General features: G+C 56.5%; 20 protein-coding genes and 1 pseudogene. 11 read left to right on the forward strand and 10 right to left on the reverse strand.

The features are described from left to right. Nucleotides 1–47: 47 nt before the first annotated feature. The 5 genes from D3791_RS11655 to D3791_RS11675 all read right to left on the reverse strand — a co-directional run bounded on the left by D3791_RS11655 (nucleotide 48) and on the right by D3791_RS11675 (nucleotide 7,512). Entirely contained in the window at nucleotides 48–1,787 is a 1,740-nt protein-coding gene (locus D3791_RS11655; protein ID WP_172512290.1) for an acetyl/propionyl/methylcrotonyl-CoA carboxylase subunit alpha, read from the reverse strand. A gap of 15 nt (nucleotides 1,788–1,802) precedes the next feature. Further along, on the reverse strand, nucleotides 1,803–3,401 hold the full coding sequence (locus D3791_RS11660) for a 5-oxoprolinase subunit B/C family protein (protein ID WP_172512291.1): 1,599 nt from the start codon (nucleotides 3,399–3,401) through the stop codon (nucleotides 1,803–1,805). Further along, the gene (locus D3791_RS11665; RefSeq protein ID WP_172512292.1) at nucleotides 3,398–4,156 is read right to left on the reverse strand and encodes a LamB/YcsF family protein; all 759 of its coding nucleotides are present in this window, start codon (nucleotides 4,154–4,156) and stop codon (nucleotides 3,398–3,400) included. Before D3791_RS11665 ends, D3791_RS11660 begins: the two co-directional genes overlap by 4 nt. Before the next feature lie 109 nt (nucleotides 4,157–4,265). After that, a complete protein-coding gene (locus D3791_RS11670; protein ID WP_172512293.1) occupies nucleotides 4,266–5,951 on the reverse strand; it encodes a formate--tetrahydrofolate ligase in 1,686 nt (561 codons plus the stop codon). 157 nt (nucleotides 5,952–6,108) lie between these two features. Beyond that, on the reverse strand, nucleotides 6,109–7,512 hold the full coding sequence (locus D3791_RS11675; RefSeq protein ID WP_246242044.1) for a DHA2 family efflux MFS transporter permease subunit: 1,404 nt from the start codon (nucleotides 7,510–7,512) through the stop codon (nucleotides 6,109–6,111). A 200-nt stretch (nucleotides 7,513–7,712) separates the two neighbouring features. Here D3791_RS11675 and D3791_RS11680 point away from each other — a divergent pair, with 200 nt between their 5' ends. From D3791_RS11680 to D3791_RS11690, 3 genes are all read left to right on the forward strand, one after another. Continuing rightward, complete coding sequence (locus D3791_RS11680) at nucleotides 7,713–8,312, forward strand: TetR family transcriptional regulator (protein ID WP_172512295.1); 600 nt, start codon at nucleotides 7,713–7,715, stop codon at nucleotides 8,310–8,312. Between the two features lie 219 nt (nucleotides 8,313–8,531). Beyond that, nucleotides 8,532–10,754: an NADP-dependent isocitrate dehydrogenase gene (locus tag D3791_RS11685; RefSeq protein ID WP_172512296.1), complete on the forward strand. Its 2,223-nt coding sequence runs from the start codon at nucleotides 8,532–8,534 to the stop codon at nucleotides 10,752–10,754. Between the two features lie 135 nt (nucleotides 10,755–10,889). After that, nucleotides 10,890–11,165: a type II toxin-antitoxin system prevent-host-death family antitoxin gene (locus tag D3791_RS11690; protein ID WP_281350595.1), complete on the forward strand. Its 276-nt coding sequence runs from the start codon at nucleotides 10,890–10,892 to the stop codon at nucleotides 11,163–11,165. Nucleotides 11,166–11,169: 4 nt separating this feature from the next. On the opposite strand, the gene D3791_RS11695 is transcribed toward D3791_RS11690, so the two are convergent. Continuing rightward, a complete protein-coding gene (locus D3791_RS11695; RefSeq protein WP_172512298.1) occupies nucleotides 11,170–11,472 on the reverse strand; it encodes a hypothetical protein in 303 nt (100 codons plus the stop codon). A 397-nt stretch (nucleotides 11,473–11,869) separates the two neighbouring features. Between D3791_RS11695 and D3791_RS16780 the strand changes: the two are divergent. The 3 genes and pseudogenes from D3791_RS16780 to D3791_RS11705 form a co-directional block, all read left to right on the forward strand. After that, nucleotides 11,870–12,067, forward strand: a pseudogene (locus D3791_RS16780) (recombinase family protein); the annotation flags it as partial. Nucleotides 12,068–12,152: 85 nt separating this feature from the next. Continuing rightward, the gene (locus tag D3791_RS16785; protein ID WP_246242045.1) at nucleotides 12,153–12,281 is read left to right on the forward strand and encodes a helix-turn-helix domain-containing protein; all 129 of its coding nucleotides are present in this window, start codon (nucleotides 12,153–12,155) and stop codon (nucleotides 12,279–12,281) included. Nucleotides 12,282–12,348: 67 nt separating this feature from the next. Next, nucleotides 12,349–12,807 (forward strand): hypothetical protein, encoded by a 459-nt coding sequence (locus tag D3791_RS11705; protein ID WP_172512299.1) that lies wholly within the window; start codon nucleotides 12,349–12,351, stop codon nucleotides 12,805–12,807. A 257-nt stretch (nucleotides 12,808–13,064) separates the two neighbouring features. Here the strand turns inward: D3791_RS11705 and D3791_RS11710 are convergent, their stop codons facing one another. Beyond that, nucleotides 13,065–13,625: an esterase/lipase family protein gene (locus tag D3791_RS11710; RefSeq protein WP_172512300.1), complete on the reverse strand. Its 561-nt coding sequence runs from the start codon at nucleotides 13,623–13,625 to the stop codon at nucleotides 13,065–13,067. Between the two features lie 968 nt (nucleotides 13,626–14,593). On the opposite strand from D3791_RS11710, the gene D3791_RS11715 reads away from it, so the two are divergent. After that, nucleotides 14,594–15,595: an RNase H family protein gene (locus tag D3791_RS11715; protein ID WP_172512301.1), complete on the forward strand. Its 1,002-nt coding sequence runs from the start codon at nucleotides 14,594–14,596 to the stop codon at nucleotides 15,593–15,595. Nucleotides 15,596–15,626: 31 nt separating this feature from the next. Here D3791_RS11715 and D3791_RS11720 read toward each other — a convergent pair whose 3' ends face one another. Next, the gene (locus tag D3791_RS11720) at nucleotides 15,627–17,159 is read right to left on the reverse strand and encodes a deoxyguanosinetriphosphate triphosphohydrolase family protein (protein ID WP_172512302.1); all 1,533 of its coding nucleotides are present in this window, start codon (nucleotides 17,157–17,159) and stop codon (nucleotides 15,627–15,629) included. Between the two features lie 40 nt (nucleotides 17,160–17,199). After that, a complete protein-coding gene (locus D3791_RS11725; RefSeq protein ID WP_172512303.1) occupies nucleotides 17,200–18,120 on the reverse strand; it encodes a 2-hydroxyacid dehydrogenase in 921 nt (306 codons plus the stop codon). A gap of 132 nt (nucleotides 18,121–18,252) precedes the next feature. Between D3791_RS11725 and D3791_RS11730 the strand changes: the two genes are divergently transcribed. Further along, a complete protein-coding gene (locus tag D3791_RS11730) occupies nucleotides 18,253–18,486 on the forward strand; it encodes a hypothetical protein (RefSeq protein WP_172512304.1) in 234 nt (77 codons plus the stop codon). A 274-nt stretch (nucleotides 18,487–18,760) separates the two neighbouring features. Here D3791_RS11730 and D3791_RS11735 read toward each other — a convergent pair whose 3' ends face one another. Next, nucleotides 18,761–19,354 (reverse strand): YdeI/OmpD-associated family protein, encoded by a 594-nt coding sequence (locus D3791_RS11735; RefSeq protein ID WP_246242046.1) that lies wholly within the window; start codon nucleotides 19,352–19,354, stop codon nucleotides 18,761–18,763. Nucleotides 19,355–19,465: 111 nt separating this feature from the next. On the opposite strand from D3791_RS11735, the gene D3791_RS11740 reads away from it, so the two are divergent. From D3791_RS11740 to D3791_RS11750, 3 genes are all read left to right on the forward strand, one after another. Then, a complete protein-coding gene (locus D3791_RS11740; protein ID WP_172512305.1) occupies nucleotides 19,466–20,317 on the forward strand; it encodes a hypothetical protein in 852 nt (283 codons plus the stop codon). Between the two features lie 257 nt (nucleotides 20,318–20,574). Continuing rightward, nucleotides 20,575–23,853 (forward strand): helicase-related protein, encoded by a 3,279-nt coding sequence (locus tag D3791_RS11745; RefSeq protein ID WP_246242049.1) that lies wholly within the window; start codon nucleotides 20,575–20,577, stop codon nucleotides 23,851–23,853. Further along, nucleotides 23,846–24,523, forward strand: coding sequence for a DUF4391 domain-containing protein (locus D3791_RS11750; RefSeq protein WP_172512307.1), 678 nt, complete (start codon nucleotides 23,846–23,848; stop codon nucleotides 24,521–24,523). The genes D3791_RS11745 and D3791_RS11750 overlap by 8 nt, the downstream gene beginning before the upstream one ends. The last annotated feature ends 1 nt before the right edge of the window (nucleotide 24,524 follow it).

Raw genomic sequence — 24,524 nt, forward strand, 5'->3', positions numbered from 1 at the left:
CAATTTATCCCAACTCGTTGCCCGAAATAGAACGGACGGAGGTCCAATTACTGGATACTGCCCAGCGCGTCGGAACGACGTACCGCGGCCCCCACCTCGATACTGCCTGCAGTGAAAACTCCATCGCGATGGGCTGCTACGGCAGACTCCATTTTCATGGCTTCAACTACAGCGACAGTCTGTCCCTTGGAAACGGCCTCACCGTCTTCGACAGCAAAGCGCACGAGATTGCCATCCATTGGGCTGAGCACAGAAGCAGCATCTTGCTCTACAGCATCCTGGTTCTGAGTCGCCTGGGAAGAACCAGCACCCGATGGGTTGCGCAAAGCGTTAGTGAGAGCAGCGGGTAATCCTAGCTGGACCGACTTGCCGTCGAGCTCAATGGTGATCGTTTCCCGGCTGGTATCTCGCTGGTCAAGATCCATCTCATCGCTGGCCTCGACTTCATTGAGGAATTCGTCCTCAATCCAAGTCGTGTAGACCTTCAGCTTTTCCCCATTAAAGTCTTCGTGGTCGATCACCGCGCGGTGGAACGGCAGGACCGTCGGAACACCAGCAATGGTGATCTCTTCCAGTGCCAAGCGGGCTCGACGCAACGCCTGATTGCGGTCGGCTCCGTGCACAATCAGCTTGGCAATCATTGAATCGTAGAACGGTGGAATGACCGAACCGCTGCGAACACCAGAATCGATACGCACCCCGGCGCCCGTGGGTGCCTCGAAGCGCTCTACGGTGCCTGGAGCTGGAAGGAATCCGCGGGCAGGGTCCTCGGCGTTGATACGGAATTCAAAGGCATGGCCCTGAGGAGTTGGGTCTTCGCTCAGTGATAGCGGCAAGCCATCAGCGATGCGGAACTGCTCTGCCACCAAATCCACGCCAGCGGTTTCTTCGGTGATCGGGTGTTCCACCTGCAAACGGGTATTGACCTCCAAGAAGGAGATCAGGCCGTCTTGGGCAACCAGATACTCGACGGTGCCGGCGCCAACGTAGCCAGCTTCCTTGCAGATCGCCTTCGCCGATTCGTGGATGCGGGTTCGCTGCTCATCGCTGAGGAACGGCGCCGGTGCTTCCTCCACCAACTTCTGGTGACGGCGCTGCAACGAGCAATCGCGGGTACCCACGACGACAACATTGCCGTGGGTATCGGCCAACACCTGTGCCTCAACATGTCGTGGTTTGGACAGGAATCGCTCCACGAAGCATTCACCGCGGCCAAAAGCCACGGTGGCTTCACGGGTAGCCGATTCGAAGGCTTCGGAGATCTCATCGAGCGAATACGCGATCTTGATGCCGCGGCCGCCACCACCAAAGGCCGCCTTGATAGCTACGGGCACACCATACTCTTCGGCGAAGGCACGAACCTCTGCAGCATTTTCGGCAGGACCATCGGTGCCCGGAGCCAATGGTGCCCCGGCACGAACGGCGATCTGACGAGCGGTGACCTTATTGCCCAGTTCCTCAATGGCCTGCGGCGAGGGACCGATCCATTTCATCCCAGCGTCAATCACCGCCTGGGCAAAGTTGGCGTTCTCCGAAAGGAAACCATAGCCAGGGTGTACCGCGTCGGCCCCGGAGCGCTGGGCGATCTCAATGATCTTCTCGATATTCAAGTAGGTGTCAGCGCCGGTGGATCCATGCAACGGGTAGGCCTCGTCGGCACGCCGTACGTGCAAGGCGTCGGCGTCTGGGTCCGAGTAGATAGCTACGGAACTAATATTTGCGTCAGTGGCCGCCCGGGCAATGCGAACTGCGATTTCGCCGCGGTTGGCGATCAGTACCTTTTTCATGACAATCCTAAGAAGTTACTTGGCCGTCAAAGCGGCGGGGGACTGGAGGACAAATCGAATCTTGCTTCCCGGGGGAAGCTGCGCTGCAGCGCTGAGGTCTTCAGCGATCACCGTGGCGATCACCGGGTAGCCGCCGGTGACCGGATGATCAGCGAGGAAGAGCACCGGAAGGCCCGACGGTGGAACCTGCAAGGAGCCTCTGGCGACACCTTCACTGGCGAGCTCCCCGGAGAGAACACGCTGTAAGGGCTGCTGGTCGGTCGACAAGCGGATGCCCACTCGGTTCGACTCGCTGGTGACATCCCAGAGCTGTTCGGTCAGCTGTTGCACCCCGGATGGGCCAAACCACTCGGTGCGAGGTCCGGCGATCACCCTGAGCTGGTACACCCCTTGGTCATCGGGTATCGGTAGCGTGCTCGGCTGCGGATTGCCGACTATACGCCCGACCATTGGTTGCCTGACCGGAATGACGGATCCGGAAACCAACGGATCGGGGCCAACCCCAGAGAGTGTGTCGGTGGACAGGGAACCCAGAACCGGTGTGAGCGCAATAGTTCCACGCACAGCGAGGTAGCTGCGCAACCCCAGTCCGTCGGGCTCCACGCTCAGGCGCTCGCCGTGCAGCAGTGCAAAGGGAGCATTGCTGGCGACCTGCCGTGGAGTGCGTAGCTGGTCATCCTCAGCCGGGGTAATCCACAGCTGCGCTTGCGCCCCGGTATGTGCCAAAACTTGATCGCCGCTGGTTTCGAGGGTGATGCGGCTGCCGAGATTTTCAATGACTGCCTGGCCTGCCGGGTTGCCGACGAGCCGATTGGCTTGGCTGAATGCGGTGGGGTCCGCTGCTCCGGCGACGCCGACACCGAGGTTTCCGTAACCGATGCGTCCGGCATCCTGGAGCAGGGACTGCAGGCCGGCATCGATGATTGTCAGGCCACCGTCATGTGCCTGCGCTGGCGCTTCTTCTCGTGCGGCGGGCACCTGGCTCACCGACAACTTCTGGGTAGCCGGGACGAACTGCACTGTATCTTGTGGCCGGATCAACGCAGGATTTTCGCGCTGTAGATCCCACATTTGCAGATCGGTATGACCGATCAACTGCCAACCACCGGGGGATTGGCGCGGATAAACAGCCGAGTACTCGCCTGCCAGGGCCACTGCTCCGGCGGGCACTTTGGTGCGCGGGGAGTCACGGCGGGGGACATTCAAGACGTGGTTTTCACCGAGAAGATAGGCGAAGCCGGGAGCGAATCCGCCAAATACTGCACGCCATTTCTGGCTTGTATGGGCATTGATGACTGCTTCGGTGCTCAGTCCGGTCAGCTCGGCGACTGCCGACAGATCCTCACCATCATAATGAACCGGTACTTCTACCAGCTTGCCCGCGTCCTGAACCGCAGAAGCTACTTCAAGTTCTGGCAATGCTGCAAAGGCTCGTTCGGCGCTCTGCGGCGAATCGAACTTCAGCAATACTGTCTGGGCAGCTGCCAAGAGATCGCGCTGCCCGGATAGGGGAGCAGATTCCAAAGCGGCATTGAGTGCCAGGACGGCATCGAGTGAGTCTAGGTCGACGAGCAGATCATTGGATCCAGCCCGGTGGATGGCGCGGATGCTCACGCGAAGCTCCGGATCTGCACTCCGGCGTTTTCCAATCCGGCGCGGACAGCACGAGCCATGGCGACAGCGCCGGCGGTATCGCCGTGAAGGCAGATGCTTTCGGCAGGCATGGTGATGGTGCTGCCATCAACCGCGACGATGGTTCCTTCGGTGGCCAGACGGATCATGTTTTGGGTGACCGCTTCGGGGTCATGCAGTACAGCGTTGGCTTCGCGGCGGGAGACCAAGGTGCCATCGGGGTTGTAATTGCGGTCGGCAAAAGCTTCGGCCACGCCGCGCAGTCCGGCGGTCTCGGCCTTGCGCAGGGCAACGGATCCAGGCAGGAGCAACACCGGAAGGTCCGTTCCGAAAGCCTTGATGGCATCGATGACCGCTTGGGCATGTACCTCGTGGTGCACGATCGTGTTGTACAGGGCGCCGTGGGGTTTGACGTACTTGATCTCCGCACCGGCACTGCGGGCCAATGCCTGCAGGGCGCCGAGCTGGTAGAGCACGTCGTCAGCTAGCTCGGTCGCCGAGCAGTCCAGGAAACGACGGCCGAAGCCGGCCAGATCCCGGTAGCCTACGTGCGCGCCGATGGTGACGTTAGCACTGACGGCATCGCGGCAGGTTTGTGCGATGGTGCTTGGATCCCCGGCATGGAAACCGCAAGCGATATTTGCAGAGGAGACGGAGGTGAAGATGGCGGCGTCATCGCCCATTTTCCAGTTGCCGAATGATTCGCCTACGTCGGAATTCAGGTCTATGAATGGCATTGTGATCCCCGTCTCGTGAACATGTCTTGGTAAAAGAATGCCTTACTTTCGATAATTGTTCAACAATCTGAGAAAGGTTTCGAAAAATACAACGCGCTACCGGGGATGTTTAAGACAGGCCTACTGCCTTCCCCTGACCGTCAACACCCATGCGCAGGGCAGCCGGCACCTTGGGTAGCCCCGGCATCGTAGTTAATGCTCCGGTAATGGCAACAATGAAGCCCGCGCCGGTTTTGGGAATCAACTCGCGGATCTGCAGTCTGAATCCTTGTGGGGCGCCGAGCAGTTGAGGATCATCGGAGAAGGAATATTGCGTTTTCGCTATGCAGACCGGCAATCGATCCCAGCCGTTGGCATGGATCTGCTCCAGCATTCGCTGCGCCTTAACCGAATACTCGACGCCTTCGCCACCGTAGATTTCTTGCGTCAAGGTCAGAATTTTCTCTTCTACACTTTGATCAAGGTCGTACAGGTGCTTGAAATCCGCAGGGGACTCAATGGCCCGCACTACTGCCTCAGCCAGTGCGCCGGCCCCTGCGCCACCTTGACCCCAGACATCGGCCACCGCACAGGCAATTGCATTCTCGTCCGCCCAGTCGGTGACGACCTTGAGCTCAGCCTGTGTGTCCTTGCTGAATTGGTTGATGCCAATCACCGGTGGGATGCCGAACTTCTTGATGATGGAGGCATGGCGAGCGAGGTTGGGCAATCCGGCGCGCACGGCATCGATGTTCTCGGCACCGAGCTCTTCTTTAGCAACTCCACCATGCATTTTTAAGGCACGAATGGTCGCGGTGATCACCACGGCGCTCGGGGCGCAATCGGCATAACGAGCCTTGATGTCCATGAACTTTTCGGCCCCAAGATCCGTGCCGAAGCCTGCCTCGGTCACCACAATGTCCGCCAGAGATCGAGCAGTGTTGGTGGCGATAGCCGAATTGCACCCGTGGGCAATGTTGGCGAAGGGCCCACCGTGAATGAACGCTGGGGTGCCGGCGATGCTCTGTACAAGATTCGGTTTGATCGCATCCTTGAGCAGCAACGTCAAGGCTCCAGCTGCGCCTAAGTCATCGACGGTCACCGGTTTCATCTCGTAGGAATATCCGACGGTCATACGGCCAAGTCGTGCGCGCAAATCTTCAAGACCGGTGGCTAGGCAGAAGACTGCCATGACTTCTGAGGCTGCGGTAATCTCGAATCCGGTCTCGCGCGGGACACCATCTGTTGGCCCGCCCAGCCCGATCACCACGGTGCGCAAGGCGCGATCATTCATATCCAGGACGCGCTTGAAGGTGATGCGTTGCGGGTCGAGGCCCAACTGATTTCCGTGGTGCAGGTGATTATCGACCAACGCCATCAGCAGGTTGTTGGCGCTGGTAATGGCGTGGAAGTCCCCGGTGAAATGCAGATTGATTTCATCCATCGGCAGCACCTGCGACTGGCCTCCGCCGGTGGCCCCGCCCTTCATGCCGAAGCTGGGGCCCACCGAAGGCTCGCGCAGGGCGATCATGGTTTTTGCCCCGGTCGATGCCAAGGCATCGGCCAGGCCGACCACCATGGTAGTTTTCCCCTCACCGGCGGGAGTCGGAGACATTCCGCTGACCAGGACTACCTGTCCGCGGCGTGTCCTATTTCCCGTGAGTAACGAGGGATCGACCTTGGCCTTGTAACGTCCGTACGGTTCCACGGCTTCGTGTGGAATTCCCGCATCCGCGGCAATGTCCGCGATGGGCTTGAGCACCGTTCGTGAAGCGATCGCAAGATCACTCATGTCGGCTTCTGGCGTCGTTGCCATGCTGCGTCCTCTCTGCTGACCCGGAGAATCCGGAGTGCGAGGAAGACCAAGGTCAGTGGTATTCCCCGATGTGCCTTCAAGCTACCACCAGAGGTTCCACCGCCCGAGCAACGTGGCCCGCACTTCGCATCACGAAATGCTCAAGCCCCACCGGTTTCTATCGACGCTGTGCCGGAGCAGAACCCTTGATGCACACAGCGAAGACGATCCCTATCGTTGCCAGCACCGCACCGATAATGAACGCGATATGAGCACCCGAGAACAGGGCCTGCGCAGCGTCAGCGCCGGCGTCGATTTTCGCCTTCGAGATCACAGACATCACCGTGACGAAAATGGTGGTGCCGATGGCTCCGCCTAATTGCTGTCCAGTGTTGAAAATGGCAGAACCGTGGCCGAAGAGCCGCGGATCCAGCGTCGCCATGGCCGAGGACATCAACCCGGTCATCAACAGTGCCAGACCGATGGAGAAGACGATATGGGTGATCATGAACATCCACAATTCGGTTTCCGCGTTGATCAGCGTGTAAAGCCACTGGCCAGCGGCGAGCATGATGGCACCTGGGATCAGGACTGGACGTGGACCGTGCTTGTCGTAGATGCGACCGAAAATTGGAGAGGCAATCGCCTGGGCAACACCGCCAGGAAGCAACATCATGCCGATCTTCAAAGAATCGATGCCCTTGCCTGATTCCAGCAGCAACGGAACGATCATCAATGAGCCGAGCAGGGTGCCAAAGGCGATCATGATCATGATGATCGCAAAGGTGAACCCTCGGGAGCTGAAGGCGGAGAGGTTGAGTAGTTCGCGCCCCTGACCGGTCAGCTTTAGCTGTCGCTTGATGAAAATCGCCAGTGAAACCAAACCAATGACAAAGCTGAGAATCGTCAGTGCCGGGTTGGTCGAGGCGTGCTCGATGCTGGAAATGGCGTACACCAAGAAACCAAAAGCCAGTGCGGAGAGGGCAACTGAAAGACCGTCCACTCGAATGTTGCGTGCATTGGATGGAACCTTGAAGAAAATGATGCCCAAGATCAGCACCACCGCGGCGATGGGGAGCATCATCGCAAAGATGTAGTGCCATCCCAGGGCGTGCACTACGGCGCCTGAAACGGTAGGGCCGATCGCAGGACCCACGCCAATGACGATGGAATTCAAGCCCATGATGGTGCCGCGCAGGTGGACCGGTACCAACGTGAGGGTAGTGGTCATGAGCAACGGCAAGATGATGGCCGTACCCAGCGCCTGAATGATGCGGGCTAAGAGCAAGAAGACAAAGCTCGGGGCAATGACTGCGATGACTGTACCCACCAAGAAACTGATGATGGCAAACATGAACAGCGAACGGTGGTTGAACCGCTGCAGCAAAAAGCCGGTCGTTGGGATAACCACCGACATGGTGAGCAGGAAGCCAGTGGTGAGCCACTGGCCGGTCGCTGCGGTGATATTCATGTCAGCCATGATTCCTGGCAGTGCCACAGTCAACACTGTTTCATTCAGAATCATCATGAAAGCTGCCAACGCGAGCGCGGCAATAATGCCGGTGAGCGCCTTGGTGCTCAACGCTGCTTGAGCGGACTGTGGGGGTGAAGCTTGGGGCTCAGTTTTTGTAGGTTCTGACGTCACTTTTTCTCTTTCTGGGAATCTTCAACTGTCAAATAGTGACACAATTTCGTAAGGAAAAGTGTCAGAGTGTGACAGGAAACTACTTTTCTTCCGGCTTATGAGACGATCGCTAGAAGTTAACAGGTATGGAGGAATGCATGGGGATTCGAGATAAGCGCAAGGCTGAGACCTCGCGCAAGATTCAAGCAGCTGCCTTGGACCTTGTTGAAGAGTTCGGTTTGGAAGCCACGACCGTGGCACGAATTGCGCAGCAAGTGGGCATCTCGGATCGCACGTTTTTCCGCTATTTTGATTCCAAAGAATCAGCCATCGTCCCCGGACAGGGCGAGCTGGTTACCGCGTTGACAGGCCTTGAACATGCCGCAGGCGCTACTCCGGCATCGATATTCCAGGCTCTGTTGCAAGTGTGCAGGGATCATTTTTCTGCAGAAATTGAACAGCATGAATTCCGTCGCGTGACACGCCTGATGGTCTCTGTCCCTAAGCTGCTGTTAATCGCGACCAGTAGGGAACAGGAGCTAGTCGTTGAGCTGAGTCGGTCACTGGTCGACCGGGGTTTGGTTACACAGATGCAGTCGTTATTGATTGCTGAGATGGTCGCGTCCAGCTGGCGCGTCGCCTGGCAGTGTTTCACTCAAGCTGAAAGATCTGGAACTAGCGCTGTGCCTTCCGAATTCTTTGAGCAGGCGGTCAAAGAGATGGTGCAAATTTCGTCCACTGGCCTAGCGCTTTCCTGAGTAGCGCCGGAAGCAGCATTGAGTTATGGGAGATTAACTTAAATGTGACAAAGTGCTCCCACGCTATTCATCCCGGTATTTCGGGGCAAAAATGAGATTCCCAAAGGTCATTCGCACCCCGTGGAAGTGTGGTGCAGAGCAAAATCGGGTAGATTTGGAACGTTGAGTTCAGGGCGGTTAACCCCGCTTCCGCACGACGTTCAGGGAGACGCCACACCTATGGCTAAGATTATTTACACCCACACCGACGAGGCGCCAATGTTGGCGACCCACTCGTTCCTGCCAATCGTGGAGGCCTTCGCGTCGACCGCAGGCGTGGAACTCGAGACCCGCGACATCTCGCTCGCTGGCCGCATCATCGCTACCTTCCCTGACTATGTCACCGAAGAACAGCGCATTTCCGATGCCCTGGCCGAACTTGGCGATCTGGCCAAGTCCCCAGAAGCCAACATCATCAAGCTGCCAAACATCTCGGCATCCATCCCACAGCTCAAGGCCGCAATCGCCGAGCTGCAGGCTGCCGGCTACGCACTGCCTGACTACCCGGACAACCCATCCTCGGATGAAGAGACCGACGTCCGCGCACGCTACGACAAGATCAAGGGTTCTGCAGTGAACCCAGTGCTGCGCGAAGGCAACTCCGACCGCCGTGCGCCGCTGAGCGTTAAGAACTACGCTCGCAAGTACCCGCACTCGATGGGTGCATGGACCGCTGATTCGAAGACCAACGTCGCCACCATGGGTGTTGACGACTTCGCTTCGAACGAGAAGTCCGTAGTCATCGATGCAGACAAGAAGATCTCCATCCGCTTCGTTGGCGAAGATGGCGAAGTCAAGGTCCTGAAGAAGCCTTTCGACGTCCTCAAGGACGAAGTCATCGATGGCACCGTGATGCACGTAGCTGCACTCTCGGAGTTCCTGAAGAAGTCCGTAGCCCGCGCCAAGGAAGAGGGCGTGCTGTTCTCGGCCCACCTGAAGGCCACCATGATGAAGGTTTCCGACCCGATCATCTTCGGCCACGTGGTGAAGGCCTACTTCTCCGAGCTGTTCGACACCTACGGCAACGAGCTGGCGGCAGCCGGCTTGAACCCGAACAACGGCCTTGCCGCTATCCTCGGCGGCCTGGACGAACTGTCTGACGACGTTCGCGCCGGCGTCGAGAAGCTGATCGCCAAGGGCCTTGAAGAAGGTCCAGCAGTTGCCATGGTCGATTCCGACAAGGGCATCACCAACCTGCACGTCCCATCGGACGTCATCGTTGACGCTTCCATGCCAGCAATGATCCGCCTGGGCGGCAAGATGTGGGATGCCAAGGGCAACACCGCAGATACCCTGGCTGTCCTGCCGGATTCCTCCTACGCAGGCATCTACCAGGTTGTCATCGACGACTGCCGTGCCAATGGCGCCTACGACCCAACCACCATGGGCACCGTGCCAAACGTCGGCCTCATGGCACAGAAGGCCGAAGAATACGGTTCCCACGACAAGACCTTCGAACTGGCTGCCAACGGCCACGTTCAGATCGTTGACGAGAACGACACCGTGCTCATCGAGCACCAGGTCTTCGCTGGCGATATCTGGCGTGCATGCCAGGCCAAGGACGTTGCCATCCGCGACTGGGTAAAGCTGGCCGTGAACCGCGCTCGCGCATCCGAGACCCCGGCCGTGTTCTGGCTGGACGAGAAGCGCGCACACGACGCCGTGCTGATCACCAAGGTCAACGAATACCTGAAGGAACTGGACACCGACGGCCTGACCATCGAAATCCTGTCCCCGGTTGACGCTACCAAGTACACCATCGATCGCATCCGCAAGGGCGAAGACACCATCTCGGTGACCGGCAACGTACTGCGTGACTACCTGACCGACTTGTTCCCGATTCTGGAACTGGGTACCTCGGCCAAGATGCTCTCGATCGTTCCACTGCTGGCTGGCGGCGGACTGTTCGAGACCGGCGCTGGTGGATCGGCTCCAAAGCACGTGCAGCAGCTGGTGAACGAAAACCACCTGCGTTGGGATTCGCTGGGCGAATTCCTGGCACTGGCAGCTTCCTTCGAGCACCTGGCGGTCAACAACGACAATGCCCGCGCTCAGGTTCTGGCTGACACCTTGGATGCCGCAACCGGCACCTTCCTGCTGGAAGACAAGTCGCCAAAGCGCAAGGTTGGCGAACTGGACAACCGCGGCAGCCACTTCTACCTGGCCAAGTTCTGGGCAGAAGAACTGGCCAAGCAGGACAAGGACGCCCAGCTGGCCGAGGCCTTCTCTGCAGTTGCCAAGGCACTGGATGAGAACGAGGAAACCATTGTTTCCGAGCTCGCCGAGGTCCAGGGCCAGGCTGTGGATATCGCTGGCTACTACCGTCCGGATGAGGCAAAGACCTCCGCTGTGATGCGCCCAAGTGCAACGCTGAACAAGGCTCTGGAACTGCTGACCAAGTAGTCTCTCCGATACCTAAACAGCTGGCCCCAATCCTTCACTGAGGATTGGGGCCAGCGGCGTTTTAACCTGCTACAAATCAAGAACAGTAATGTTGATTTCCCTGTATTTATATGCATTTATTGCTACCTTGGTGTCATGGCAGCGACTCAACCGCTAAGAATCTCTTCTACTGTGGCCGCCCGCAAAGGAATAGGATTCATTACGACCCAGGCTCAGGAACGCCCGGTGACTTTGACGACCCATGGAAAGCCTATTGCAGTTGTCATGAGCGCTGCCGAGCGCGATGACCAGCTCCGGCTTCTACGTGACGTTGAGTTGAAGGTGCTGAGCATGGCGGCCAACCTCGTTGCAGACCGTTCAGCAATGTTGACGACGGACCAGGTTCGGGAGAGGCTCCTTGGCACCGATTGATGAGCTACTGTAACGGCAAATTGAAGTTGTCTTCACCGAAGAAATCATAGGCTGGCTGGTCGAGAACGTTGTAGCATCGCAGCGGGAAAACGTGATGGACACTATCGTTTCGCTTTTCGCTACTGCACAGGGCAAGCACCCTCTTTGAAACCAGAACAAGACAAACTTGGTTGACTTCAACACCATTGAAGCGGCGCAAAGACAGTTTCGCATCATATATAGGTTGAGCGTGCGGGAAGGCGTTGGCTTGATTGAAGTCATAACAATCGGTCATCGACGTGACGACGAGACGTATGTTGACGTGCACGACCTGATTCAATCCGGCAAACTCAGTGAAGCAGAGCAGTGCAGGCTCAGATCTGGGATGCGCTGAATCCGATCGCCGACACCAAGGCACGTCTCGGTTTGGAGAATGGGGACTATATGGAAGAGCCGGCTACTGAAGGGCTCATTAGATCGGCTGTGGCTTCAGAAGCGCTCGATGGAGGCTTCGCCGGAAAGGTCTTTCAAATACGAAACGTTGCAGAACCTGAATGAGTAGCGTTTTTGGTGTGGCAGTCAGCGGAAATGCGCGAGTGAGCACGCGCGAGCAGAAACCGGAATCGGAAGCGGCAGAGCTGCGCGCGGCCGGAGCCGAGTAAGTCTTTACTGATCGTGGGGAGTCGAGACGGGAAGCTGCGCGGCAGCAGTGGACCGCGTGCAGGCTCAATTGCAGCCGGGGTACATTGATCATCCGTGCCCTGGATCAGGTGGCAGGCGAAGAGAGAATGGCCATTGAGATTATCCGCGAGTTGGGGGAGCGCGGTATACGGAGCAAGAGTCTTACAGAGCCATTCTTGGACGTGGACATATCTACGCCTATGGGTGAAGTCATTGTGGACATCATGGCAGTGATGGCGTAGCTGCGTGTTTCCATGATCAAGGAAAACCCTCGCAGGGGATTAGTGCACGCGCGCCCAGGGCAGGGTCGGAGGGAGACCGCGCGTCATGGATGCAGACCGCACCGCCACGGCGCGGCAGATGCGCGAAGAAGGGAAGAGCTATGCGCAGATTGTCAAGATTCTTGGTGTCAGTACAGCGAGCATCTACCGCGCAATATCGGTCATAAACCCTTAAACCAAGGTGATAACTAATGTTATCGTTCAAGTGAGGGAATGTTTGTTCCGAGGTTTAGGAGGTTGTTATGGGTCAGCTAATGAAACGTCCGCAGCATGAAGAAATGCGCGCGCTGCTGTTGAAAGCTCGGCAGCGTGTGGAAGTTGACGCACTGGATTACAAGCGCACTTTGAAGGCTGCCGCTGGTGGGATGACTCAGCGTGAGATGGCGGCGCTGCTGGGTATGTCCCAGCCAGCGGTGGCGAAGGCGTTGCAGCGTGCCCAAGCTGTTCCGGCAGTGGTTGGGGAGTTCAATGCTGCAAGCCCTTATGAGATGTGCCAGCGGTACGCGGCAGGATTTATTGACCGTGCCGAAGTGGTGCGTCTGCTGGTCGAGTGGCCATATAAACCGACCTCTTGGGCGAACGAGTACGGCGAGTACGAAGAGAGCCTGGACGGAACTTGGGACGAAGTGGGCGACGCGCTGCGGCATGAGCTGATTGACGCTGCTATTTACGATGAAGTTTTGATGAAAACGGCCGATTAGACGGCGAGCAACCGAAGGGTGAATCGTTGGCTAACGACGAATCGATAGAACGACATTAGGTGGCTCTGTGCCAGGTTCTGGCTGAAATGACGGTTACGGGGTTTGAGGGGCGACTCGGGTCACGGTTGTTTGGTTGCAAGACCTGAGGGTTGGTCGACAGTTTTTGAAATGATAGAGCAATACTTCCTGAACGATATGCCGCTTGGCTATTGAAAAAGGGTCAAGCGGCATATTGTCGTTGTGGGGCGAATAGTGATCTACATCTTGGAACTTGATGCCTGCGCAATGGCACGTAGCACCAGATTCGCGACGGCGGGGTCACCCAACACCCGGAAGTGCCCTGAGGAAGCCACCCGATAATTTTGGGCTCCTTCTAAGGTTGAACCGGCAGGAATGTAAGGATCAAAAGCGGGTGTGATCGTGGTGATCCTTGCGTTAATCGATTCCTGCGCGCCGAGCTCTCGGAGCAATGCGTCATCCTCCCTGAATCCCGAGATCACAGCGTGTCGAACCAGGCGAGCATAGGGCGAACCGGCGAAAGGTGTCGCGATGGCGATCAGGTGTTTAATCGATACCGACGGATCTTTGACTAGCAAATATTTGCCAATCAACCCACCCTTGCTATGCGCGAGCACAATGATCTGATCGAGCGAGTTCTCCCGTAGGTAGGCCGCGGTGACGGCAGCGGCTTGCACCACCGGAATCGTATTGCGGTTCAGTCCCAGTAGTACGTGCACAGGATGTCCGTCCGCATTGATGCGGTCGCATAGCCTGCGCATCATCGTCCAGTTTTCGAAGACACCGGGGATGATCAGCACCGGCCACGAGCTCCGCTGGCGTAGGAGGCGGGTAACTGCGGACGAAAAATTCCGTGCCCTATTGAATACAGTGCCCATCTGCTGTCTTGGACCCAGGACCATGCGCGAACCAGCGGTAGGGGTCGAGCAGGAGTTCCACGAATTTTCACACTGCCATCGTATCCACCGATGATACGGGTCATTCGAAAATGACGAATCTACTGAGTAGGACAATAAGCCAGTGAAGAGCGAATCGAGCCTCGCGGTTTCCTCGGACCAACAACACCAATCCGACCATGCTAAGACGCCGGCTGATGTGGTTGCGTGAAAGGTCGGTGCGACATGGAAGCCATATTGGAGGGACCTGACCCGTGTGCTTGCTTGCCAGGGTGTTGGGACTAGTTGGACGTTTCCTCAGCGATAGCACTCTAGGCAAGAGGATGATGGATTCGTTTTCGATCGCCCCAGTAATTCGCCTGCCTTGGGTATTAACCGTGTAAAGGACTTATTACTTCCATGTAAAAAGTGTCTAATTTTTCGTAAATTACCCATTGTCAGGACGTTTTTGCACTAGTGTCTTAATTGTCAGGACGAGCTGTTCGTGCTGACGCGAATTAACTACATGACTAGAACGAATGAGGTAATTTGATGTTGAGTGATCTCCTTGCAACCTTGGTAGAACTAATCCGTAGCCTGGGTCTCTAAGCTTAAGACCGCAGGCATCGAACGGATGCCGTTGGCCGCTGCTCATGGAAATGAGCGGCGGCCAATGATTTTAAGTTGCGGGATAAATGTGATACCAACGGAAAGTCCGGGAAGTGTGATGTAGATTTTTTAGAATTGCTCAACGAAGAAGGTAACTATTCGATAAAACAATCCATTAATTAACGCGTGAGAAACCATTTTGTGGGAAGTTGTCAGTAGTATCGTTCTCAAGTCTTTTGGTCGCGCGAGGAGGAATGATGCATGCTCATTTCCCAGGATCTCAAATGTCCATTGTTCGGGACCCGGACGGAGTGCGGCGGTTTACTTCGGCGCAACGCCAGGTCCAGCCAACTCGGATCCTCGCTGTTGTAGATCGCGTGCCCTATACCTGCGATCCTTCAGGGGCTAAGCACGCTTATGTGCCCTTTTCTGCTGCAGTAGTTCTTGATGGGCATTTAGCGCAACGCAGTGAACGTGGTTTGCATTTCGACTTTGCCGTGACTCTCTGCGACACCAACCACCGTCCTGTAGTTACGCTTTCCGGAGCTTGCAAGAGTGGTGAGTTAGGGACAGCAATTCTGGATTTGATTGCCGAATTTACAGGAACGAGTCGGATCGTTAGTCCTGCTTCCATAGATCTTCTGATTTCAAATCGTGATGGTCTTGGATTGAACGATTTGTCGGCTAACCCCGTCTTCTGCCTAAATCCGTCCTGGCTTTTCGGAATCAACTTAGAACAAGCGACGCAAGCAAACCAAGATGCCTTAACGCCACGCATCGCAGGGTATCGCTCACGGTCTTCAGTCGTTGCCTATACAGATGGTTCGCTACCGCACCATGGAAGAGACCGTGGAGCAGGCGCAATGGTGACCATGCAGGGACACTGGGCCTCGCAGATTTCACCAAGGAATTTCTCTCGAAGTTCGTTGATGGCGGAGACTACCGGCGCGTTATTAGCTTTGCGATACACCCCGTCCGAATCCGACCTCGCTATTTTTAGTGACAGTCGAGCCTTGGTGAACTCAATAAATGACATTGTGGCCGGAAGACTTCGGTCCAGACAAGCGCACCATGTAGCACTCGAAATTGCGATAGCCCGCCGTAGGGGACGTACCCGAGCTGTATGGGTGCGTGGGCACAACGGAAATTGCTATAACGAGGCTGCGGACCGGATAGCCGTACTCATGGCACGCCACTTCAACGCTGGGATTGATCCGGCACAGACTCACTCGCTGATGCAAATGATCATTGCCGAAGAGCTGGCGGAGCTTGCACTCGCTGTTTAGTCTGTTGTTCGTTGGATGAATTCCAGGATTCCTAAAGCCCGCGACCAGCCTCCCACAAATTATCAGCAGTGCCGGTCAGCAAGGCATTGAGCGAGACCGCCTGGGCATCCGTGAACGAGGCGATGTAATCCACGATGGCGCGGGACTGGCCCAGACGCTGCACCTCGTCCGGTCCTGCTTGGCGGAATAGCTCGGGGGATAGCTCGCGCAGATTCCGGTACTCCTGCGTGGTGGCTTCGACCGAATCGAGCAGCCGGCGCGGGGCGCGGCCGGCATCATCGGGATCATTGAGCCAGCCGTGGAAGCCTTCGGCCAGTGAGCGGATGATCCGGGTCTGCCCGCGCTGGTACACGGCCAAATCCGGGCGCTCGAGCACAAAGCGCGAGTGGACGAATTTCAGCACGATCACGTCATGCCAGGCCTCATCACCCAACCGGACGTGGCCGCTGCGCACGGTGGGGGTCCGCTCGACAGTCACCGAGGTCTGAAGCCGTTCGATCCAGCGGCGGGTGAACGCGGTGACCGCGCGATCCGCTTCTAGCCCTCCGTCGTAGGGGACTGCCAGCAGCCCGTCGACCAGGTCATGGCCTACCCGTTCTACGGATTCGCGGAATGCTTGCGCATCGGCGATCCACGGATCCTTGGCCAGCGCCCGCCGCCAGGTTTGCTCCAAGGCGTGTCCCGGGCGTCGGGCATCGATGTCGGCCTGCTTTAGCTGTCCTAGGCTCGCCGTGTTTTCCAGCCATGCGCGCAATTCCGCTGAGACGGTGGTGTACTGCAGTACCCCGGCGCGGTAGAAGTCGTCCAAATCGTGCACGGCATAGGCAATGTCATCGGCGATGTCCATGACCGAGCTCTCAAGGGTCTGCTGGTGCTGGCCGATGTTGGGGAACACCGAGAGCACATCGGCCATCTCGTGGGCATCGATATCGTAGGCCGAATATTTCAATGCCCCTGCCGCCGGGTCGGTCCCCACGCCGCGCGGCAGCATCTCCGGGGCTAGCGGGGCCAGGGCGCGCCATTCATTGCGGGTCCACGGGTACTTCAGCACGGCGGCGCGCACCGCGCGGGTGAGGTTCATGCCGCGGGCGGTGGCGTCGCAGCTGTCCAGTGCGGTGAGGATGCGGAAGGTCTGGGCATTGCCCTCGAAGCCGTCGGGCAGGTTCAGCGTTCCCCGGGCCACGCGGTCCAGCTCCAGCTCGCCGAGGTGCCCGAAGGGCGGGTGCCCCAGGTCGTGGGCCGCCGCGGCGGCCTGCACGACTACCGGATCACAGCCACCCAAATGGTCGACGAGTCTTCTAGTTGATTCATCAGCATTACGCAGCCGGATCGCGATGGAGCGGGCCACAGCCGAGACCTTCAGCGAATGCGTCAGCCGGTTGTGCACCAGGGTGCCGGAGCCTGCCTGCGGGATCACCTGGGTGACCGAGGACAGCCGGGAGAAATAGGGGGAGAAGCGGATGCGCTCGATATCGACGCGGAACTCGTCCTCATCGTTCAAGCTCGGCTCGGCAATGGCGCGATCCCGCCCGCCGCTTTGATGTGTCTTGGCCCTGTATTCCATGGTAGAAACCAGCCTAGGGGATCAACTGCTTAACGCCGATTCAATTGATGATTTGGTTGGCGAGTTCTTCACCGTGCGCAAAGGCGATGACCTGCTCCACTGCCAGTTCAGAGACCAGCGAGATGAACTGTCCAGTGTCTCCGGCCATGTGCGGAGTGATGATGCAATTCGGTGCGCTCCACAGTGCGTGGTTTGCCGGCAACGGCTCAGGATCGGTGACATCCAAAGCGGCGTTCAGCCTGCCAGCTTGCAGCTCCGGCAACAGGGCATCGGTGTCGACGATGGGCCCGCGTCCCACATTGACCAGCAGCGCTCCGTCCTTCATTGCCGAGAAGAATTCGGCGTCGATAAGCTGCTCGGTTTCTCGGGTATGCGGCAGGGCAACAATCACCACATCGGCAGTGGGAAGAAAAGCCCAGAGCCGGTCGAGAGAATAAATGGGGAAGCCCTGCTCATGGACTCGTTCGGTACGGGCAAATGACGTGAGCTCGGCAGGCTTGAAGGGCAGGAGCCGCGAACGGATTTCGCTACCGACTCCGCCAGCTCCAAGGAGAACTACCTGTGACCCGTGCAGCGAGCTGGTCCACGTCCGGGTCCAGTTCCGCTCGCGCTGTTGCTGTCCGACCTGCGGCAGCTGGCGCAGGGATGCCAGAATCATGGCGAGGCAGTGTTCGGCGGTGGCATCTTCCACGGCGCCCTTGGAATTGGTTAGTGTCACTTCTCCAGGCAGGTGCTCCAGCACCCACTCGTAACCGAGGGATAGCAGGTGGACATGCTTCAGTCCCTTGATACGGGCGACTCGCGAACGCAGCTGCGGATTGCTCGGACGTTCGGTGACCAGCACGTCGGCTGGCGGGGCCTCATTGGGGTCATCATCGATGTGCCAGAGGATCGGTTCGATTCCCGGAAGCTGCAGCTGTTCGACGAGATCCTGCCAGGGGAGCAATACACGTAATGCCATAAGAAGAATGTCCTTTCGGGTTCTATGACTATTGTGTCCGTTGGCTGACAGGGATGGAGAATCTGGTGACCAACTCATTACTCCGCATCAGTTACTCCAGATTGAAGATCAAATACCTAGTAGACTGAACCCATGACTCACAAAGGGATTGTCGGAACCACTACGCTGATAGTGCTTGGCTGGACGGTGTTCGTCCTTGGCCTTGCCGGGCTATTTATCGACCCGCTAATCGGTGCGTTGCTGGCAATCGCCGGCGCGGTACATGTCAGCGGCGGCATGATAACCGAGGCGCTGAATAGGAAGCGGAACACTTTCGAAGATCTGCAAAATAGCAGAGAAGAAAGTGTCACTGCAATCGATTCATAGCTGCCCGCCGCGCTCTACTGCCTTCGAGAGCACATCAGGGGCTTGTGGCAGGCTGGCGAATCTCAGATTAGACGCTGCTCGCTTAAGATGTTGGGGCCAAAGGGATCGGAGCCGCCTTCTGGCCAGGGCAACCGTTCGTCGCTTCCCTGTGAGCTAGACCTTGATCTTTGTATGCGAAACGGTTGTGATGAGTTTCCTAGGCCTGCTTCTTCTTGCATAGCCATTCGCGCTTTTGGTTGCTGAAAAGATCTAGGGCGAATCTGGCTTGTTCACCTTAGCCTGATGTTTCGGACAGCTGCCGAACGAATTTCTCCAGTCTTGCCGACCGGGTCTTCTCGGTCTTGGCAATCATCAGCTGGTGCAGAATATGATAGCGCGGCTGGGACTTCAGCGCTTCGAAAGCGACTTTGGCAGTCGGGTTCGCGTCAAGAGCGCGCTGTAGGTCTTCGGGCACTTGGGCTGTGGCTTGCCCTTGGTAGGCGCGGTCCCACCGGCCATCGGCTTTGGCCTTATCGATTTCTGCTTGCCCACGAGGGCGCATCCTGCCCTGCGCGATTAGTCCCTGGACGAACTGTGTATTTTTCTCGGACCAGACCGACGCTTTGCGTCTCGGAGTGTAGCGCTGCAGGAACGTTTTTCCGTCGTTGCTGCGCCGCTGGCCATCGATCCACCCACTGCACAAGGCTTCCTGCAATGCGTCGGCAACCATTAATGAGGTCGGTTCGGAGGTGCCCTTCTTGGCTACGAGCAGCCACACGCCGTCGCTGGTTTCTTCGTTTTCATCCAACCATGCGCGCCAAGCGGTGACATCTTTGAGGATCAGCGGGTTGTCATCGTCCATGGGAACTATTGTGCTGGTTGAAGCCATGGTTAGAAAGTGACCCCGGGAGTTGAATAGCTATCTATACAAGTGCCTTGCTGCATAACGACGTTGCCGTTTGTCGTCTAGTCTGTCGGATCTCCCAGATAGTCTTCTCCTATGAAGGAAGACGATTTTTATAAAGAGGTGGAGTCACCATTCAGTGGCTGGGGACCACGGACAGCTACTCGGGAGTTCAATGCGGAACTTCTCGAAGCGATTAGTCAGGGTTCCATTCCTGAGCATCCTGACATTGAGGTAGCCGTTGCGCTTGCTCATCTCGTTCGTGATGAGTACGAACTCTACGGGACTTCTGGCTCAAAGTTGAACAATGAAGATTCTGTCCTATTTACCAGAACGCTCCTTCACGTGCTGAAACGTCTTGGCATAGAATCCTTCGAGATGCCTTTCCATGACTTTGACTCGTTTCGTAAGTATTGGCGACGAAATGGCGGTCATGGTAGTTGGCAAGTTCGGCGTGAAATGGTCGATGGCATCTTCGGGCCGCTACATGAACTTTTAGATCAGCGTGAGACCAGCAGCATGACTTGGACTCTAGCCACGCCGATTTCTCCTCACCCTGTTACAGGTTGGCCGCGAGTTGATGAAGAGATCGCTGAGATGCGCCGCCACTTCAATTCTGCAACCTCGCAACAGGACTACTCCAATGTTGGCAACGACTGCGTTGCGATCCTTGAAGCATTGTCTGCGGTGGTCTACGTTCAAGATAAACATGGCGAATATGGAAAGCCTGAGCCTTCGGTTTCGAGTACCAAAGCACGATTTGATCGCTTCGTAGAAATTGAAGTGTCAGGCACTGAGAACTCCTATATCCGAAAACTTGCCCGTGCTGCCATTGAGCTGGCTCAGGCTGTTAAGCATCGTCGTGAGACTGCCACCAGGACTGACGCGGGGATTGCTGCTGATTCAGTTATTCTCCTAGCCAATATCTTCCGCCGCCTACACGCGTAGGATTTCGCAGGGACGGCTCGAACATATCGACTAAGAAAGACGCAAGCTACAGATTGTGCGAACTTATTTGCTCATTCCTGAAGCGCGTCCGCCCAAGACGCAAACCTGCACGTATTAACAGAAGTCAATGGTTGTTCCTAAACGGCAGAGCAGTAATGAGGGTTCTCAGGAAGCGCTCAGGATAGAATCGGTCGAGGGGCAATGGTCGAATATCGGCTATAGGTATAAGAGATTGGGAGAGCTGACGAGTGCGTTTGATGAGTAACACAACAGAGCGTCTCGGAGATGACCTCAAAACTGAGCTGCGCCCTGGTTCGAAAGTCCGCATCGCAGCATCTACTTTCTCTATTTTTGCTTTCGAAGCACTTCGTGAAGAGCTTGAACAGATAGACGAGCTGGAGTTCGTCTTTACTTCTCCGGCGTTCACGCCTGCGAATACAGGCGACAAAATTCCCAAGGAACGCAAAGAATTCTTTATTCCTTCTGGCCATGCCGAATCGAGTTTGTATGGCACCGACTTTGAGATCCGATTGCGTAACAAGCTAACGCAGCGGGCAATTGCCAAAGAGTGTGCCAGCTGGGTTCGCCGTAAAGTGAAATTCCGCTCTAATGCCACCGGACAATCGATGCAACCGATGGTGATTGCAGATGACCGGGCCGGGTACTTCGCACCTCAAGGTTTCACGACTGCGGATCTTGGCTATGAACAAGGAAACGCCATGTCTAGCATGGTGACGAAATTGGAAGGTGCGGCAGAGACTAAACAACTTCTCGACATTTTCGACCAGATCTGGAACACACCCGGGCATCTTGCTGATGTTACTCAGGCGGTTCATGACCACATTGCGGCTGTCTATACTGAGAATTCTCCGGCAAGAATCTATTTCTTGATTCTCTACAACTTGTTCGCCGAGTTCCTCGACGACATCTCAGAGGATACGCTACCTAATGACCGTACCGGATATGAAAACACCAAGGTGTGGCAGAGCCTCTACAACTTCCAGCGGGACGCTGCCACTGGCATTATCAATAAGCTTGAGACATTCAACGGCTGTATTCTGGCCGATTCCGTTGGTTTAGGCAAAACCTTCACAGCGTTAGCAGTAATCAAGTACTACGAGCTGCGCAACAAGTCAGTGCTGGTGCTCTGCCCGAAGAAGCTAGCCGAAAACTGGACTACGTACAACTCAAATTACACGACGAACCTCTTTCAGGAGGATCGATTTAGCTATGACGTCCTTGCTCACACGGACCTCTCCCGGAGCAAGGGTCAGTCCATCGGCGGTTTGCATCTCGATCGGATCAACTGGGGTAATTACGATCTAGTCGTTATCGACGAATCCCACAACTTCCGCAACGCGGACTACTCTGAAGGCAAAGAATCACGCTATCAACGGCTTATGCGACAAGTCATCCAGGACGGCGTGAAGACTAAGGTCCTCATGCTGTCGGCGACTCCGGTAAACAACCGTTTCAATGACTTGAAAAATCAGCTACAGCTCGCATATGAGGGAGATTCTGAACAACTAAGCGAGCACCTGAAGTTGTCCTCCAGCATCGAACATGTGTTCAGGGATGCGCAGGCGGTCTTCAATGCGTGGTCAAAGTTGGAAGCGGAGGAACGAACAACTGAACGAATCCTTTCCATGCTCGACTTTGACTTCTTTGAACTTCTAGACGCCGTCACAATTGCCAGATCCCGCAAGCACATCGAAGCCTTCTACGATACTTCTGCTATCGGCGCCTTTCCCAAGCGTCTGCCACCGCAGGCTATTCGTGAACCGCTCACTGACTTAGCAACAGCGCCAAACTTCAACGAGATTTTCGAGCAGATCCAAATGCTTAATCTCGGCGTCTACGGACCTTTAAGTTATGTATTCCCTTCACGACGTGCCAAGTATGAAGACGCATCTCGTGCAACCGATGGCAACGCTCGCGGCAACCTTGATCAGGCCGGTCGTGAACAAGGCATCAAACAGCTGATGACGGTCAACTTGCTCAAGCGCCTAGAATCCAGCGTCGAAGCCTTCCGGATTACGCTGGCCAAGGTTGAACAAACTATCGATACACGTCTGCGACAACTCTCCGGAACTGGAACGAACTGCGACAACAGCGAAGTTGATAGTGACCTTGATTTGGACATTGAAGACTCGGAATCCGCCGGTGTCGCTGCGCTTATGATCGGTGACCTACAAATCGAACTCGAAGACCTCGACGTAGATCGGTACCAGTCGGATCTATGGCACGATCGAGAAACTCTCCGTGAACTCATCAGCGCCATGTCCGCCATTACGTCTAAACATGACTCGAAGCTTCGTAAGCTAAAAGAACTGATAGCGAATAAAGCACTCTTTCCAATCAACCCGGGGAACAAGAAGATCCTCATCTTCTCCGCCTTTGCCGACACCGCTTCATATCTTTATCGCGAACTTGGCCCGGACCTGGCAGCCGCTGGATTGCACACCGGTGTGATTACTGGTGGGCAGAGCGGTGCGAAAACTACATTGGGGACCAGCTACGACTTTGGGGAGATCATGGCCATGTTCTCCCCAATATCCAAACACCGCGATCAGATTATGCGTGGAGAGTCTGGCGAAATCGAAGTCCTCATCGGCACCGATGTGATTTCCGAAGGCCAGAATCTCCAAGACTGCGACACTCTGATCAACTATGACATCCATTGGAACCCCGTGCGAATCATCCAGCGCTTTGGCCGTGTGGATCGCATCGGATCGAAGAACGACGTCATCCAACTTATCAATTTCTGGCCAGACATAAGCCTCGACGAGTACATCAACCTCAAAGACCGCGTAGAGAACCGGATGCGAATCGCTGACCTTGCCGGAACTGGCGATGACAACGTCCTTGACCCGAACAGTGCAGAGGCCACGTACCGCCGCGAGCAGCTGCGCAAGCTCCAGGACGATGTCATCGAACTCGAAGACGTCCGCTCCGGAGTCTCCATCACCGACCTCGGCCTCAACGACTTCCGCATGGACCTGGTTGGCTACACCCGTCAGGTCGGCGACCTCGCCGGGACTCCCAAGGGCTTGCACGCCGCTGTCCCAGCGAACCCTGATCTGGGACTTGTGCCCGGAGCTATCTTTGCCCTGCGTAACATCCAGACCGACGATGACCAGCTTGGAAGTAAGGACGGAGCCCGAGGCAATCGACTGCATCCTTACTACCTGATCTACGTAGATCAGCACGGAGATGTAGTGGCCGACCATACCGAGGCCAAGCACCTGCTTGATTTGCTCCGTGCCGGATGTCGCTCCTTCGACGAACCCGTTCTCGAAGCGGTAGCGGCATTCAACGCGGCCACTGCCGATGGTTCGGAGATGGGGGCATATTCCCAGATGCTCACCGACGCTATCAGTTCCATGATCGATCTTAACGACGAACATGACATCGATAGTCTCTTCACGTCTGGAATGACCACTGCGTTGAAGAACACGATCGCAGGGCTGGATGACTTCGAACTCATCGCATTTATCGCCGTGCTCGACCCCACACAGGAGTTGCTCCATGGTTGATGTGCTCTTCGACTGGCCGGCCAACGCGGTTGTCGGCACTCGGATTCCCAAGGAACGCTTCTATGCCCAGGGCACCGTTCATGCCGGGGCTAAGGAGAAGTTCGTCGCCGAGGTCGCCAAGATCACGTGGAGCCACAAGCTGAGCGTGGACACTGTCAACGTCCCGGGCGTGGACGACCTGGTCGAGATCGACGTTTTCCGGATCGACACGAAGGACGGAGACCTCTCCGACAGCATTCTGACCGCGATCGACAAGGCCATTCCGCGCCCGCTGATTTTCGAGGTCACCCGGCCCACTGCACAGTTGGGAAGCGGCAATGGTGTCATCCGTATGGTCGCAGCGCACAAGCAACTGGGTGTAGGTAGCCCGAAGCTGAGCGGCTACTATTCGACCGACTGGATGCCGTATGACCAGGAGCGCACCGACCTGCCCGCTGCGATCAACCTTCAGCTGCTCTACGCCGCCTTGCTGGAACCGCTCACCCCAGTGGAAATGAAAGCCGGCGAGTCAATGCTTGACCTTGCCGAGCGACTTGAAACGATCAGGCGTTTGGACCGCGAGGTCGTGACCTTGGAACGAAAGCTCCGCACCGAGGTGCAGCTCAACCGCAAGGTTGAGCTGCGGCGCCAACTCAAGACCAAACTAGCCCAACGAGAACAGGAGAAGTAAC

This window comes from Glutamicibacter mishrai (genome assembly GCF_012221945.1).
GTDB classification, from domain to species: Bacteria; Actinomycetota; Actinomycetes; order Actinomycetales; family Micrococcaceae; genus Glutamicibacter; species Glutamicibacter mishrai.

Coding starts and splice junctions, on each gene's coding strand:
- D3791_RS11745 (WP_246242049.1), top strand. CDS start 20,575: ATGAGTAACACAACAGAGCGTCTCGGAGATGACCTCAAAACTGAGCTG.
- D3791_RS11725 (WP_172512303.1), bottom strand. CDS start 18,120: ATGGCATTACGTGTATTGCTCCCCTGGCAGGATCTCGTCGAACAGCTG.
- D3791_RS11655 (WP_172512290.1), bottom strand. CDS start 1,787: ATGAAAAAGGTACTGATCGCCAACCGCGGCGAAATCGCAGTTCGCATT.
- D3791_RS11740 (WP_172512305.1), top strand. CDS start 19,466: ATGAAGGAAGACGATTTTTATAAAGAGGTGGAGTCACCATTCAGTGGC.
- D3791_RS11720 (WP_172512302.1), bottom strand. CDS start 17,159: ATGGAATACAGGGCCAAGACACATCAAAGCGGCGGGCGGGATCGCGCC.
- D3791_RS11715 (WP_172512301.1), top strand. CDS start 14,594: ATGTCCATTGTTCGGGACCCGGACGGAGTGCGGCGGTTTACTTCGGCG.
- D3791_RS11705 (WP_172512299.1), top strand. CDS start 12,349: ATGGGTCAGCTAATGAAACGTCCGCAGCATGAAGAAATGCGCGCGCTG.
- D3791_RS11735 (WP_246242046.1), bottom strand. CDS start 19,354: ATGGCTTCAACCAGCACAATAGTTCCCATGGACGATGACAACCCGCTG.
- D3791_RS16785 (WP_246242045.1), top strand. CDS start 12,153: ATGGATGCAGACCGCACCGCCACGGCGCGGCAGATGCGCGAAGAAGGG.
- D3791_RS11665 (WP_172512292.1), bottom strand. CDS start 4,156: ATGCCATTCATAGACCTGAATTCCGACGTAGGCGAATCATTCGGCAAC.
- D3791_RS11680 (WP_172512295.1), top strand. CDS start 7,713: ATGGGGATTCGAGATAAGCGCAAGGCTGAGACCTCGCGCAAGATTCAA.
- D3791_RS11690 (WP_281350595.1), top strand. CDS start 10,890: ATGGCAGCGACTCAACCGCTAAGAATCTCTTCTACTGTGGCCGCCCGC.
- D3791_RS11750 (WP_172512307.1), top strand. CDS start 23,846: ATGGTTGATGTGCTCTTCGACTGGCCGGCCAACGCGGTTGTCGGCACT.
- D3791_RS11670 (WP_172512293.1), bottom strand. CDS start 5,951: ATGGCAACGACGCCAGAAGCCGACATGAGTGATCTTGCGATCGCTTCA.
- D3791_RS11730 (WP_172512304.1), top strand. CDS start 18,253: ATGACTCACAAAGGGATTGTCGGAACCACTACGCTGATAGTGCTTGGC.
- D3791_RS11685 (WP_172512296.1), top strand. CDS start 8,532: ATGGCTAAGATTATTTACACCCACACCGACGAGGCGCCAATGTTGGCG.